This window comes from Desulfosporosinus sp. OT (assembly GCF_000224515.1).
Lineage (GTDB): Bacteria > Bacillota > Desulfitobacteriia > Desulfitobacteriales > Desulfitobacteriaceae > Desulfosporosinus.
Genome location: NZ_AGAF01000059.1, coordinates 1 through 14,569, shown reverse-complemented (window position 1 = coordinate 14,569; position 14,569 = coordinate 1). Strand labels below are relative to the sequence as shown.

Genomic DNA, 14,569 nt, shown 5'->3' with positions numbered 1-14,569 from the left:
CTAAATGCTCCTCCTATTTATCTCTCGTTATACGACGAACTATCGCCGAGGCTAATGATGCTGCACCAAAGCCATTATCAATGTTTACTACTCCGATCCCAGATGCACAACTATTTAACATACTGAGTAATGCTGCAAGGCCTTGAAAATGAGCACCATAACCCACACTGGTAGGCACGGCGATAACCGGTTGTTCCACCAATCCGCCAACAACGCTGGCTAGAGCTCCTTCCATTCCCGCAACAACAATCAGCACTTCTGCACGATCCATTAGCTCGCGCTGACCGAGCAGACGATGTATACCGGCTACACCTACGTCAAATAATCGATCGACCTCATGCCCCATATAGCGAGCTGTCAACCAAGCTTCTTGAGCCACAGGTAAGTCGGCTGTTCCAGCCGTCATAACAAGAATCCTACCAGAAATGGTAGGTTCAGCTAAGGGACGAAGGAGCAAACAACGAGCCAAAGGATCATAATGGGCATTTGGAAAATGAGGCAAGATCTTTTCTGCATTATCCGGTTCTAACCGAGTTGCCAACACATTTTGGTCTTTAGCACTCAAGTGCGTTAAGATTGTAATGATATGCTCGGTTTGTTTTCCTTGGCAAAAAATCACTTCAGATTGTCCGGTACGCAGCGCACGGTGATGATCCAAACGAGCAAACCCTAAATCTTCATAGGGCAGATCTTTTAATTGGTGTAATGCCTCACTCGGAGAACATGAACCTTGCTGCACGGCTTCAAGCAGTGCTTTTATGGTCTCTTCATTCATAATGAAGCCTCCTGTTGTTGGATAGGGTTTAAACTTCCCGAACGCAGTCCACTTAAGTCTAACGTGACAAATCGAAAACCCAATGCTAGCAAGGAGATTGTGATTTCAGAACATACCTGAACGAATTGGCTGAAGTTGTCTTGTGGAATCTCGATTCGTGCAATATCGCCGTGAACTCTGACGCGGCATTCCAGGAGACCTTTCTGGTGCAGCACGGCTTCAGCCTGCGCAATCCGTTTCAAGAGCTCTGCCGTGATCGAATCTCCATAAGGAACTCTTGAGGCCAGACAAGCCATCGAAGGCTTATTCCAGGTCGGTAAATTACGCCGCTCCGATAATAGACGAATTTCGGCTTTAGTAAGGCCTACTTCTAGAAGTGGGCTTACAATACCCAACTCTTGAAGGGCTAGGCGCCCAGGACGATAGTCAGAGGCATCCGAAGCATTCGTACCCTCGATAACTGTAGAGTTGTCCGATTTATGGTTTAAATCCAAAAATGTCTCGAATAGTTTCTTCTTGCAAAAATAACAGCGATTAGGCGGATTCTCTCGGAACTCGTTAATGGCTAAGACATCTAAGTCAATCACTTCTAACGAGAGATTATAATCTTCCACTAAAGCCAGGGCTTCCTTTTCTTCCTGTGGAGAAATCATAAGTCCTCGCGCAAAGACAGCTTTACAATTTTGACCTAAAACTTGGTGAGCGACTGCCAAAAGATAGGTAGAATCTACGCCGCCCGAAAAGGCTACCAAGACTCTGTTGAGGGATTTTAGCCGCTTAATGAGTTGTGCTTCTTTTTCATATGCTGCTTCTTGTTGTATTTTATCCATCAGCTGATCCCTTCTTTCCTATCCATTTTACAGATTAGGTATATGACTGTCAAAAGAACTTTACTCACGATGATAATTGGAGGCTGAAATCGTTACAATTTACGAGTTGTCCCTATATAGGCCGTGTATAAGACAGTTTCGGGAATACAAAAAGCAAAGAGTATCAGCTCTCATAGGGCTCTCTACTCTTTGCCTCTTTGTAGTTTCTATTGTTATGCTAATCCTTTAACCGTTTTTCCAGGATACTCCAAACCCGCCTCTTGGGTACTTCCAGTCAATGTTGCCAAACGGACAACCGATCAGACATGTGCCGCATTCCAGGCACCCTTCGTATCCGACAGCTATACGTTTTTCTTCTTCGTCCCAATCATAAACATGGGCCGGGCAAAAACGCGTACAGGGTTTATCTTGACACTGTTTTAAGCATACATTAGAATCATTAATCTTGATGTGATTTAATTTATCGGTATTAAACCGTACCAAAAAAAGTTTATCATCTAATTTCATAGTAGCGCCCTCCATGCCCCATACATATCTTTCAACAAACCGGCTTTAGAGCGATTTTCGAAGACCATCTTAATAATTTCTTTTTGCCGTTCTTTCTTAGGTGTCCCATCCGCGGTCAGGTACATCTTGGCAGCTTTCGAGAATATTTTAGGGTATGCTTTTAAGAGGTGAGTATTCTCTTCAAAGAACTTACCCATATGACGATAATGGTGAAGGTCTTTAAGCACGAAGGAATCCCTCAGACGGGTTTCATAAACCGTCATGGCCTGGTCACTAACATCTCCGGCTTTGATCGATTGGGCTGCAACTTCGCCGGCAATTTTACCCGAAATCATGGCTAAGTTAGAACCTTCCCTGTTCAACGAATTCATGAGCATTGCTGTATCCCCAACAACAAGTACTCCTTGACGATGGAGTTTTGGTACTTGAGTATAACCACCTTCAGGTATTAAATGAGCCAAATACTCCTTGGTTTCTCCACCTTGAAGAAGACGTTTGACATAAGGCTTTGATTTCAAATTCTCAAGGAGATCATTAGGTGTCCAGTTATTGCGAATCATCGGTTCGAGGATTGCTCCAACTCCAATTGAAATTGAGTCTTTATTTGTATAGATAAAACCTACGCCCATCAACCCTGCAGTGGAATCACCATATAATTCAATCGTAGCCCCTTGGCCTTCTTCAAGGCAGAAACGATCTTCGATCTTTTCTTTAGGTAAGGCGATCACTTCTTTGACTGTAACTGCAACTGAGGCGGGCTTTAATGGTTTAGCCAATCCTGCCTTAACAGCTAAGAAGTTATTGACACCTTCCGCTAAGATCACAACTTTTGCTCCCAAATCACCCTCAGCACGTCCGGTGCGAACTCCAACAACATTGTTGCTTTGATAGAGGAGATCTTCAACTAAAGTTTCGGTAATGATCATAGCCCCAGCTTTTTCCGCTTGCTGAGCAAGCCAACGATCGAACTTAACACGTAAGATTGAATGAGCATTATAAGGATCGACTGCCCAAGCGGGATCGCGATAACCGGCCATAATAGTCTCATCACCACTTAACATGGCAATCCGTTGCTCAATGATTGGACGTTCCAAAGGAGCTTCTTTCCAGAATTCTGGAACAACCATGCCTGTAGCTTTTGTATAGAGAATACCGCCCATGACGTTCTTGGTTCCGGGATAATCACCGCGTTCAATGACGACTGTTTTCATCCCAGCATTGGCAGCACTGATCGCGGCAGACAGGCCAGCAGGACCGCCTCCGACGATGATCACATCAAAGTTTTCCATGTTTGCCCCTCCTTAATTTGCCACGCCGTGCTGAAGGCGTTTCTTAAACTCTGCGGTCATCGCAGGTACTATTTGGAAAAGATCTCCAACAATTCCGTAGTTCGCTACTTTCAAGATCGAAGCGTCAGGATCATTGTTAATGGCAATAATAAAGTCTGAGGTTTCCATTCCCACTAGATGCTGAATTGCTCCAGAAATTCCAATGGCAATATAGACTTTAGGACGAACCGTTACCCCGGATTGGCCTACTTGTTGATCATGGGTGAGCCAACCTGCCTCTACGGCACCTCGTGTCCCTGCCAGGGTCGCTCCTAAAACATCCGCTAATTCTTCCGCAAGGACCATATTTCTTTTCGCGGCAATACCTAGACCAACCGCCACGATAATTTCAGCTTTGTCCAAGAAGGCACTCTTGGCATCGGAAGGAATGAACTCAAGAACTTTTGTGCGGAAATCACTTTCCGTAGCACTGAATTCTTCACGAATTACTTCGCCTTCACGCCCTTCGACACGCTCTGGCATTGCCATAACTCTGGGACGGACAGTCGCCATTTGCGGACGGCTCTTACGGCACAGAATGGTCGCCATAATATTACCACCGAAGGCTGGGCGGGTTTGTTGTAAGAGTTTCGTCTCCGGATCTATGCCTAACACCGTACAGTCAGCAGTTAGACCCGTTTGCATCTTTGTAGCTACAGCTGGAAAAACATCTCTACCAATAGATGTGGCACCCATTAAGATAATTTCAGGCTGATATTTTCTGACGAGACTTGTTATTGCTTCCGCATAAGGTTCTGTGCGGTAGTCTTTAAGTACGGGGTGATCGATAACATAGACTTTTTCGGCACCATGAGCAAATGCTTCAGGGACCACAGTATCTACCTGATAGCCTGTGATTACTCCACAAAGTCCACACCCTATGGCATCAGCCAGTTTACGACCTTCACCCAGTAATTCCCAGGCTACCGGAGCGACCTTTCCGTTATTGTATTCAATAATTACCCAAACACCACTCCAGACATCCCCACCGGCGACGGGAGTCACTTGGGCGCGAATTGTCTTTTTCTCATTGCCTTGGGCGTAGTCCTCTACAGTATCTGGAAGAGGGTCCTGTATATTGAATTTGGAACCCGCCTCAGGATCACGTTTCCCATCGGATTTAGTTGGTTGATCCGGTAAAGAAAGTGCATCAGCTGGGCAAATCTTAACGCAATTGCCGCAATCAATACATTTAGCTGGATCGACAACAGCAAGCCCGTCAACTAAATCCAGAGCTTCTACCGGGCATTCCACAACGCAAGCACCGCAACCAATACACTTTGATTTTTCAATATTGAGAGCCATTAGTGTTTGCCTCCCTTCGCGAGGGGATGTACCATGATAATGTTTTGTTGGAAGATTTTTTGTACGACGGATTCAGCAGTTCCTTTAGGATCTTTCATTCCGTCAATTATTTCGCCTCCCGTACGACCGGGTGGTGCGAAAATCCTAGAGACACTGGTCGGTGATCCCTTTAAACCCATCTGGGTAACATCAAACGGCAGGGAATTGAAATTCCACATTTCTGGTTCATACGCGGCCGCTTTCATCATATTGGGGAGGGAGGCGTAACTTAAATCGTTAAGTTCTTTTTCCACCGTAATTAGAGCAGGTAATTGAGCTTGAACGATCTGACGACCACTCTCTGTCTTGCGTTCTACCGTGACAGTCGTGTCAGTTAACTCTCTAACTTTAATGGCATACGTTAATTGCGGAAATCCAAGGCGTTGGGCTATACCGGGACCCGTTTGAGCTGTATCTCCGTCAATCGCTTCTTTCCCGGCGAAGACTAGGTCAATGGGTTCAGTTTCATGTATCTTTTGAAGTGCAGATGAGAGAATATAAGCAGTTGCTAAGGAATCAGAGCCGCCAAAAGCACGGTCACTCAAAAGAATTGCGCGATCTGCTCCAAAAGACATCGCCTTTTTCAGCGCCTCTTTGGCTTGGGGAGGTCCCATACTTACGATGGTTACTTTTCCTCCAACTTTTTCTTTAAGACGTATTGCTTCTTCCAAGCCATGGGCATCGTATGGATTAATAATGGAGGGTACACCCTCCCGCATGAGGGTGTTCGTAACCGGATCGATTCGAACTTCTGAAGTGTCTGGAACTTGCTTTAGACAAACTACGAAGTGCACTGTAATACCCCCTCGTCTGTATTCTTTTCCACTTTTTAAAAATGGATTTGTTTGTACATTATAGTACAAAGTTTTCAGAATATCAAGTCTTCCCTTTCAATTTATTATATTCACAATTAATAAATTTTATAATTGACTGATAATTCAGTTCTTTTCGGAAAGATACTTTTCCACTTCAACCGCTGCTATAGCCCCATCTCCTACTGCCGTAGCTACTTGACGCAGTGGGGTGTTACGAATATCTCCAGCGGCATATACGCCTTCGATATTAGTTTGCAAATGATGATCTGTGAGAATATACCCACGATCGTCAGTTTCAATTTCGCCTTGGATGAATTGAGCGTTAGGATCTGTTCCAACATAGATGAAGACACCATCCGCCAGAATGTCTCGTGTTTCACTAGTTTTAACTTCTCGAATACGCACACCTTCTACTTGGCTCGAACCGAGGATTTCCTCAATTACTGCATTGAGTTCAAAACGTATCTTCGGGTTATCTTTAGCCCTGTTCACAGCGATCTGAGAAGCACGGAAGCCTTCTCGGCGGTGTATAATAGTAACTTCTTCTGCAAATTTAGTAAGGTATACGCCTTCTTCAATCGCGGCATCACCACCACCGACTACTATAACCTTTTTACCTCTAAAGAAAGCGCCATCACATGTTGCGCAATAAGACACACCTCGGCCTTTAAAAATCTCTTCACCAGGTACGCCCAATAACCGAGGTTTGGAACCAGCAGCAACAATAACAGCATGCGCTTCCAAGATTTGACTGTCTGTTTGAATTTTTTTAATAGGCATCATAAGCTCAAGTTTTTGAACTTCCTCAAAAATGAACTCTACACCGAATGCTAAGGCTTGCCTGTGAAATGAATTCATTAGTTCATAGCCATTGATCCCCTCTGGGAAGCCAGGATAGTTCTCGATATTCTCTGTTGAAGCGGCCTGGCCTCCGGGCATTGCTAATTCCACAACAGCAGCTTTAAGCCCCCCTCGAGCAGCATATATACCAGCTGTTAGACCAGCAGGACCTGCACCGATAATAATAACGTCATACATGACTTTCAACTCCTCTTGATAAATGTTTAGTATTTTATACCCCTTAAGGGTATTACGGAAATAGTATACCATATCTTTTTCAGATTTAAAAATCAATTGACCTAAATTAAGATTAATTCATGAAGGGATTTTATATTTGCTAAGAGAATATAATAATACTAGTTAAGGCTAACACATGCTTTAGTGTTAAATTTAATGTTCTAAATGTTAAAGGAGGAAAAACAGTTGCACCGTTTTGCCAAGTTTATAGTAGCCCTCATCATATTAGTCTCATTATTAACCGCGTCGAGTGGCCTATATGAGAATTGGTTGTGGTTTAAAGATCTCGGTTATTCTCAATTGTTTTGGACACCAATTCTTAGTAAAGCGCTTTTTCAAGCGGTTAACGGCACGATTCTTTTCATCTTTATTGCCGGAACTTTATTGTCTATTCGCCATGCTATCGTGACCTTTGTCAATGAGCGCTTGCGTCTACGTATGCGTTTAGTTCAGAACATGAACAGTAAGGTTTTAAGCCTGAGTCAACGTAGGGTGACCGTTTGGTTACTTATTATCTCAGTTGTCGTGAGTTTTGCAGTCAGCTTTGTTGCAGGATTCACAGGCTGGTTGGATGTCTTGTCATTTCTCCACGCCACGCCCTTCGGGCAAGTTGATCCGATTTTCGGCAAGGACCTGGCTTTTTACTTCTTTCAACTACCGTTCTTAAAGACCTTGTTCAATGCATTTTTTGCTCCTCTATTTTTACTTACTTTTTTCACAACAATCTTTTATGTCGTTACCGGTGTCTTACGATTTCATTCCGTTAAGCTTTGGCAAAAAGGAGCAGTCGAAATAACCGCCAGTGCGCGACGTCACCTGGCCTTGTTAGTTGGGATTCTCTTTGTGTTAAAAACTTTTGGTTATTACCTGGATATATTTCAATTACTCTATTCTATCCACGGTCATGTCGTTGGTGCTGGGTATGCCGATATGACTGCTACCCTTCCCGCACTCAAAATTCTAATTGTCATCAGTGGTTTGGGATTTATCTTGGCATGTATATCCATAGCGTTTAAAGATTCACGTTTGTTGACGATTCCGGTTGTTGGCATATTTGCCGTAGGAATCCTGATTTATGGGATTTTCCCATCTCTTCTTCAATCCTTCGTTGTTATTCCCAACGAGCTGACTAAAGAGCAACCTTATATAAAACATGAAATAGAATTAACGAGATTCGGATATGGTTTAGACCATATTTCAGAAATTAATTACCCGGGTGACACGCCAATAACAACGAGCGCTTTACAAGCTGATCAAGGGACACTCAACAACATCCGACTTAACGATACGCGACCCTTGCTTCAGACCTTTACGCAAAAGCAGGGCATTCGTCTCTATTACAAATATAATGACATTGACATTGACCGTTACATGGTCAATGGAGAATATAGGCAACTGATGATGGGACCACGTGAAATTTCAACCCCTGATTTAGACCCTAAAGCAAAAACATTTGTGAATCTCCGTTTTAAATATACCCACGGTTTCGGTGTCGCCGCCTCGTTCGCCAATGCAGTCACTTCAGAAGGACTTCCCTCTTTTGCTATTAAAGATGTTCCCCCTGTTAGTGAGTTCCCTGAATTTAAACTGACTAATCCACGCATTTATTACGGTGAGCTGACCAATGACTGGGTTGTTGCCAATACCTCTGTCAAGGAATTTGATTACCCACAAGGGGATACGAATGCTGAAATCTCCTATCAGGGTAAAACTGGGATCCAGCTAACCCCCTTTAATAAACTTATGCTTTCGCTTAGTCATGGAACCGTTCGCTTCTACCTAGCCAGCGAAGTGACATCCAACAGTAAAATGCTTATCTACCGCAATATAGAAGAACGAGTTAAAAAACTAGCTCCGTTTTTAACCTATGATACCGATCCTTATATGGTCATTGATAATGGCCGCTTAAAATGGATTATTGATGCCTATACCACATCAGATGCCCTTCCTTATTCCAATATGTATCCGAACGAGGAGTTTAACTACATCCGTAACTCTGTTAAAGTCATTGTTGATGCCAATGACGGAACAGTTGATTTTTACGCAGTTGATTCTAAAGACCCAATTTTGCAGACTTATGCGAAGATCTTCCCTGGTGTATTTAAAGATTTAACAAGTATGCCGTCCAGCTTAAAGAGCCACCTGCGTTATCCTGAAACTCTATTCAATGTGCAAAGCACGATGCTTAAAACCTTTCACATGACGAATGCCTCCGTTTTTTATAATAAGGAAGATGCTTGGGATATTGCGCAAGAACTCTTTCAAGCTCAACCCCAAAACGTAGCCCCCTATTACACAATTATGAAAATACCGGGCGAAGATAAACCTGAGTTCGTGCTTATGCTTCCCTTTACACCGGCCTCAAGCGCATCGAATTCGCGAAACAATATGGTTGCCTGGATGGCCGCACGAATGGACGGTGACCATTATGGTGAGCTCTTGCTTTATAAACTACCTAAGAGTATTGAAGTTGACGGCCCGTTGCAAATCGAGTCGCGCATCGATCAAGACCCCGATATATCGAAAGAACTTTCCTTATGGGATCAAAAAGGCTCAAGTGTGATACGCGGAAATCTTTTAGCTCTTCCGATCGGCGGAAACTTCCTCTACGTTGAACCAATCTATCTACAGTCGGATAAAGGCGGCAGTATCCCTGAAATGAAAAAAGTCGTGCTCGCCTATCAGGATCGTCTGGTAATGACCGATAATTTGGGTTCAGGCTTAACCCAACTCTTCGGAGAAGGGGCGCCTCAACCAACAACTCCCGGTCAAAGCACACCTCCCCCTGTTCCTACCCCTTCGCCTCAAGCCCAAACACCAACGGGTCCTACCCCGAGCATAACGTCAATCATTGACCAGATGAATCAGATCCGCTCTTTACTCGACAACCTGGAAACCCAACTCAAAGGATTACAAGGTACTTCCAGCTAGATTCCTTAAAATGATAACGACGTTTAAGAAAAGAGCCATCGAGGGCTCTTTTCTTTGCCTTTAAAATCAACAATTAGTTTATTAAACAATTTAGTAATACCAACTGAATAAGTATACGTAAAAAGGAACGCAAAAGCGTTCCTTTTTAGATATAACCTAAGAAGTTAATGATGGTTAATTATTAGTTTCTCTTACTCTAAGAATTGAGAGGCTGTAATTCTGCTTCAGTGAATGTTTCTTCTCGGGTTAGTTGAATAAGCTCTGCTCCGTCAACTGAGATGTAATTATCATCACCGTGCAAATTCACCTCTTTAAGCTGACCTGCCGTGACAATATAAGCGGTTAGATGATCATAGACAACTATTTGACCCTTCGACCCAATAACTGTTCGCTGAGTATTATCAAAAGGAATTGAACCAACCCATTCAGTATTCAGAACTGGGTTACTCTTCACTTCACTCAGGTCTGCCGTAGTTTTTATTTTTACGAGCACATCATTTTCTACTTCGCCGATATAGACCTTTCCATCTCTTATTCCTAAGATTCGATCGTTATCATTTTTAGAGATGGTTTGACGCTTTGTCCCATTCAAGGCAAGAACTTGTTGGGTACTCCCTACTTTACTGTCCAGATAAAGCGTTCCATAACGATCTGAGGCTGCCATATTATCGATCGTCTCTCCTGATTTGTTGAGGGTTCGTACATTTTTCATGACGTCTATTTCCATTAGTTGTTCTTTTGATCCGTTTTTAACGGTGAGATACATAAGATTGGTATAGGTTGAGACAACCCATTCTTCAATTTCTCCACCAGCTGGAAATTGGTCGATCGTCTGATTAAACCGATCATCTGGAGCGGTGTCTTCATCACTATCTGGAAGTTCCAGCGTGTACAGTTCTGTAAGTTGCGGATTTCCATACCGTATTTTAGTTCGAGGCTTCACGGGGACCTCTTTGGTTGTGTCCTTAGAAACTGTAGTTTTTTCATTAGGGTCTTCTGTTTTCGGAGTAGTAGACTGAGTAGTGGGTTGCTGGGTGGATTTGGGAGGATAGTCAGTAACGTAGGTTATTGGGTTTGGGTTTTTCTTGGCATAAAAATAGATTAAGGTATTTCGGTCAGGCAACCATTGGTACGTGAGAACGCCTAAGGCTTTATCATCGACTGAAGGTGACTCTTTCTCAAAAACATTTTTTTGCTTTTTAAGGTTAAAGACTTTAAGTGTGCCCTTTTCTGAGTAGGCTATATAATCCTTAGCATAGGAAATTTGGACATTCGTAAGGTCAGCACTCGGGATAGTGGCCTTAAGCTGAAGTGTGATCGGTTCACTGGTAACTGGAGCCATAACTTTCTGGACTTGGTTGTTCAAAAGAGAGTAAGCTCCAAATTGCAGGAGAAGTGAAACCAATGTCCAAACAAATATAATACGCAGTTTCTTCTTCATGCGCGATTTCTCCTTTTTGCTGAGTCCCTTAGGGGGTAACTACAAAGGCTGTGGGAATATAACGTTCACCGAAAATATCCCAAAGCTTATTGGCAACTTTGCCGTTATAGACGAGTTCTGATGAAGAACCACCATCGAGATTGACAGCATTTATAGCATGGTAATCATCAAAGACATTCATGAGATCTCTCAAGGTTGCCCCGATACTCCAAGTGGGTTGGCGTCCGTCGATGACCACAAAAATGACGGTTCCATCAGCCATTTGGCCAATGCCAGTTCGAGGAGCAATTCCCCAACCGCCGTCTCCAGAAATCATAGGTTTGCCATCAACAATAAGATTAGGACCAAAAGAAACTGCTTCACGTATATGGTTCTCTTCCAATTGACTGGCCGTCATATCTCCGAGGACTAATTTACCTTCATCATTAAACCCCACAATATTGACAGTCTGATCGTTCACATTGTTATGAACCAGTTTCCCATCGTGTACCGTTAAACCATCAGGAAAAGCTCCATTTCCTTTACCATTGGGGTCATAGAATCCGCCGGCATTAATTCCGGCAAAAGCGTTCATATCCTTGACAAGATCGCTGACCCGTTCTCCAGTAACTCCGATTTCCTTGGTAACCGCCAATTTTACACGTTTAGGGTCCTTGACCAGCATCACTTTTCCTTTAAAGCTAGGGCCTTGGATATCTTCAATCGTTATCCCCGAACTCGCATCGGCAATTACATTTGTGCGAGCAATAGCTTGGCTAATGTTAATATTCTGAGAATCATTGCTGTTCATAATCTTTGTTATTTCGTCTTGACTCAGAAAAGCTTGCACTACCTGCGGATGCCGTGATGTATAAACTGAGCCAACAGCCACAATTTTGAGTGCCTGAAATGGTCCCCAAAACAATACAAATGGAGCAAGTAGCGCCGCAAAAATAAGGTTATAGCCTAGAAAGGCTATAATCATCTTTATCCTAATAGAACTCTTTTTTCTCATTTAAACTCTTTCTCCTCCTTGTAGAGTATCCTTAGAGACAAAAAAACAAGAGCCGCAGATTTTAAGATGCGACTGCTAAGCTCTAACGACTCTAATCACGTCGTTTTTTTAACTCAAATGTTAATTTCCATATAGAATAAACAATCAAGGCAAAATAAAGATAGAAACTAATCTGAATGGAGCCCCAATTAGAAATTCCGAGTTTTACGCCTATAAGTTCACCGACTAAGCCGGCAAACATTCCAACAACTATGGTAGACCACATGTGAATTACTACATTGTGTTTCTTTCGTCGAGAGAAGTAATAAAGGTAAAGTACTACGGAAATAAGAAACACGCTTCTCGAAACCATTAGAAGTATTGTCATTTCATTTTCTTCCTCATTTACGGTTAAATTCAGCATCAACGCCGTTCTAAGTATAACAAAACAAATATGTTCTATCAAGGATTTGCCTATGGGTATTTATAGAATATAAATCCAATAATCTATTCTAGGTCATTCGAGAAAGGAAAAAGAGCCATTTTTTTAAAAAGCGGCTCTCCCTTAAACACTTAGTTATTCAATTTATTAACATATCCTAGGTGGGGTTAATTTCAATACGGTATGTTAAGTCAGCAATTTTATCAATCATGTTGGCAACACTACAGTATTTATCCATGGAAAGTTGAACTGCACGTTGAATTTTCTCCCGAGAAAGGGACTCCCCCCAAAACCTATAAACCACTTCAATATCTTTAAAGACACGTGGATGATCGCTGGCACGTTCTCCTTCTACAGTTGTCTCAAAGCGTTGAACCTTGACCTGCATCTTTTCTAGAATGGTGACGATGTCCATGCCACTGCAACCTGCAATTGCGATTAAAAGGAGTTCCATGGGACTAGTTCCACGCCCTGTTCCCCCAGCCGTGACGCTGGCATCAATATTGGTGACTACTTTTGAACTTCCTTCACCCTGAAAATGCATCCCCTTCAAGTGCTTCACGGATACTATCATTGTATGACTCCTTTCTGTCAGATCAATCCAGCTCAGGCAACCATAAGCCTTTGAGAACATCTTGGGCTACAGCTCGCATAGATTTACGCGTGGACATTGCTTGGTTGCGCAAAGCTGCGTAAGCAGCTTGTTCAGCAAATCCCCTCAGTTGAATAAGCGATAACATGGCTTGGAAAATAATCTTTCGCGTCTTAAGTTCTTCTTCCAAGCGCTGGATCTGCTGGGAACTTTCAGATTCTCGAGTATAGCGATGTTCTGCCAGCTGTATAGCCGCTGCCATTTCAAGCGCACGCCATGGATAGAGAATAACGTGATGGGCATCCGCATTAATCACCTCTGATAAAACATGTTGTTCTTCCTGAGTAAGAACAACAATGACCGGACAGAGATGCTGAACGATCAGATTTTGAAGAACCTCCGATGAATTAAGGCCACGTAGATTCCACCCCATAATAATTAAATCGGGCTCAAATCGGTGAGCAAAACGTAAAGCTTCCATCCCGTTATCTGTTGTGGCTAGGACCTGATAACTTACAAGTGGCAACATCACTTTGATTTCCTGATTTAATGAGGCATTCCCTGAAACTAATATAGCCCTCTTCATCCTAAATCACTCATTTCAAACTTCTTTAAATTACTTGGGCCCTGCAAGAAGAGTTCTATACCTGTACCCTTATCTTTTAACAAATAGAATCAAATCCTCGCGTTTAAGAGGATCTTTGTCAGTGATTACGGTTAATTCATTAAAAATTTGTCAACCTTATTTTGCTACAGCTCCAAAAACTTCTTCAGTAGAACAATAATCAGGATCTTCTTGTACTAAAGAACAGGCAGGTAGCGTTGTTTCCAATCTTAATGGAAAAATCAGAACCATTAAGGCCATCCCACCAATAGCAAGTGCCAGATATTGTAGAGATATCACAGCGAAAATGATAGCAGAAAGCTTGGCAGGTGTACCAATTGCATATTTAAATGGCTGGACAGTTCTCAAATTGTCATTTAGTAATTGGGGTGGGATCTTCTCAGCCCCGGTTGATTGATTGTTACTAGAACGGATCCAAACGGGTTTTCCCCAGGAATCAACAGAATCAATAAGCTGATGCCCCGTTTTATAGAATGGGTCTAAAGTAGATATGTATATAAAACCCTTGGTAGTATAAATGCGATCCTGTTCAACGTTTGTACCAGTTATAGCAGCCTTACTATAGGTCCGTTCAATTCTCAAGATGTCATCTCCGCTCACATTTACTGGCCCATAGTCAGTTATGATTGTATACAGATCACGATCAACTAATTCAATATTTGACACTTTAACATCTAAAAGACGAATGGCAACCATTGAAAGCAGGATAACAAATAGACTAATAAATATAATAACTCCCGCAATGCGTTCGCGATCTACCTGTATCTCTTTAATAATCACAGTTCGACACGTCCTTTACTTCTACCTTTTGTCCTTTGCTCTAGTTTAACACAATTCTCATTGTACTATAAAAAATTTAGCCAGACAAATAAACTTTATCTTATAAACG

General features: G+C 42.6%; 13 protein-coding genes. 1 reads left to right on the top strand and 12 read right to left on the bottom strand.

Annotation, left to right across the window (positions count from 1 at the left end; all coding sequences use genetic code 11):
• Positions 1-13: 13 nt before the first annotated feature.
• The 7 genes from larB to trxB all read right to left on the bottom strand — a co-directional run bounded on the left by larB (position 14) and on the right by trxB (position 6,637).
• Positions 14-775, bottom strand: coding sequence for a nickel pincer cofactor biosynthesis protein LarB (gene larB / locus DOT_RS04970; RefSeq protein ID WP_009615105.1), 762 nt, complete (start codon positions 773-775; stop codon positions 14-16).
• The gene (gene larE / locus DOT_RS04965; RefSeq protein ID WP_009615103.1) at positions 772-1,605 is read right to left on the bottom strand and encodes an ATP-dependent sacrificial sulfur transferase LarE; all 834 of its coding nucleotides are present in this window, start codon (positions 1,603-1,605) and stop codon (positions 772-774) included. The genes larB and larE overlap by 4 nt, the downstream gene beginning before the upstream one ends.
• Before the next feature lie 225 nt (positions 1,606-1,830).
• Positions 1,831-2,112 (bottom strand): 4Fe-4S dicluster domain-containing protein, encoded by a 282-nt coding sequence (locus DOT_RS04960; RefSeq protein WP_040411296.1) that lies wholly within the window; start codon positions 2,110-2,112, stop codon positions 1,831-1,833.
• Positions 2,109-3,401, bottom strand: coding sequence for an FAD-dependent oxidoreductase (locus tag DOT_RS04955; protein ID WP_009615101.1), 1,293 nt, complete (start codon positions 3,399-3,401; stop codon positions 2,109-2,111). Before DOT_RS04955 ends, DOT_RS04960 begins: the two co-directional genes overlap by 4 nt.
• A 12-nt stretch (positions 3,402-3,413) precedes the next feature.
• Entirely contained in the window at positions 3,414-4,745 is a 1,332-nt protein-coding gene (locus tag DOT_RS04950) for an electron transfer flavoprotein subunit alpha (RefSeq protein ID WP_009615098.1), read from the bottom strand.
• Positions 4,745-5,578: an electron transfer flavoprotein subunit beta/FixA family protein gene (locus DOT_RS04945; RefSeq protein ID WP_009615096.1), complete on the bottom strand. Its 834-nt coding sequence runs from the start codon at positions 5,576-5,578 to the stop codon at positions 4,745-4,747. Before DOT_RS04945 ends, DOT_RS04950 begins: the two co-directional genes overlap by 1 nt.
• Positions 5,579-5,722: 144 nt before the next feature.
• Complete coding sequence (gene trxB, locus DOT_RS04940; RefSeq protein WP_009615094.1) at positions 5,723-6,637, bottom strand: thioredoxin-disulfide reductase; 915 nt, start codon at positions 6,635-6,637, stop codon at positions 5,723-5,725.
• A 225-nt stretch (positions 6,638-6,862) separates the two neighbouring features.
• Between trxB and DOT_RS04935 the strand changes: the two genes are divergently transcribed.
• Positions 6,863-9,607, top strand: a complete 2,745-nt coding sequence (locus tag DOT_RS04935) for a UPF0182 family protein (protein ID WP_040411293.1) — start codon at positions 6,863-6,865, stop codon at positions 9,605-9,607.
• A 196-nt stretch (positions 9,608-9,803) separates the two neighbouring features.
• Here the strand turns inward: DOT_RS04935 and DOT_RS04930 are convergent, their stop codons facing one another.
• From DOT_RS04930 to DOT_RS04905, 5 genes are all read right to left on the bottom strand, one after another.
• On the bottom strand, positions 9,804-11,048 hold the full coding sequence (locus DOT_RS04930; protein WP_009615091.1) for a hypothetical protein: 1,245 nt from the start codon (positions 11,046-11,048) through the stop codon (positions 9,804-9,806).
• Between the two features lie 28 nt (positions 11,049-11,076).
• The gene (locus tag DOT_RS04925) at positions 11,077-12,042 is read right to left on the bottom strand and encodes a phosphodiester glycosidase family protein (RefSeq protein ID WP_009615089.1); all 966 of its coding nucleotides are present in this window, start codon (positions 12,040-12,042) and stop codon (positions 11,077-11,079) included.
• Between the two features lie 578 nt (positions 12,043-12,620).
• Complete coding sequence (locus DOT_RS04915) at positions 12,621-13,037, bottom strand: OsmC family protein (RefSeq protein ID WP_009615085.1); 417 nt, start codon at positions 13,035-13,037, stop codon at positions 12,621-12,623.
• Between the two features lie 22 nt (positions 13,038-13,059).
• On the bottom strand, positions 13,060-13,641 hold the full coding sequence (locus DOT_RS04910; protein WP_009615083.1) for an ANTAR domain-containing protein: 582 nt from the start codon (positions 13,639-13,641) through the stop codon (positions 13,060-13,062).
• 156 nt (positions 13,642-13,797) lie between these two features.
• A complete protein-coding gene (locus tag DOT_RS04905; protein WP_009615081.1) occupies positions 13,798-14,460 on the bottom strand; it encodes a hypothetical protein in 663 nt (220 codons plus the stop codon).
• Between the last annotated feature and the right edge of the window lie 109 nt (positions 14,461-14,569).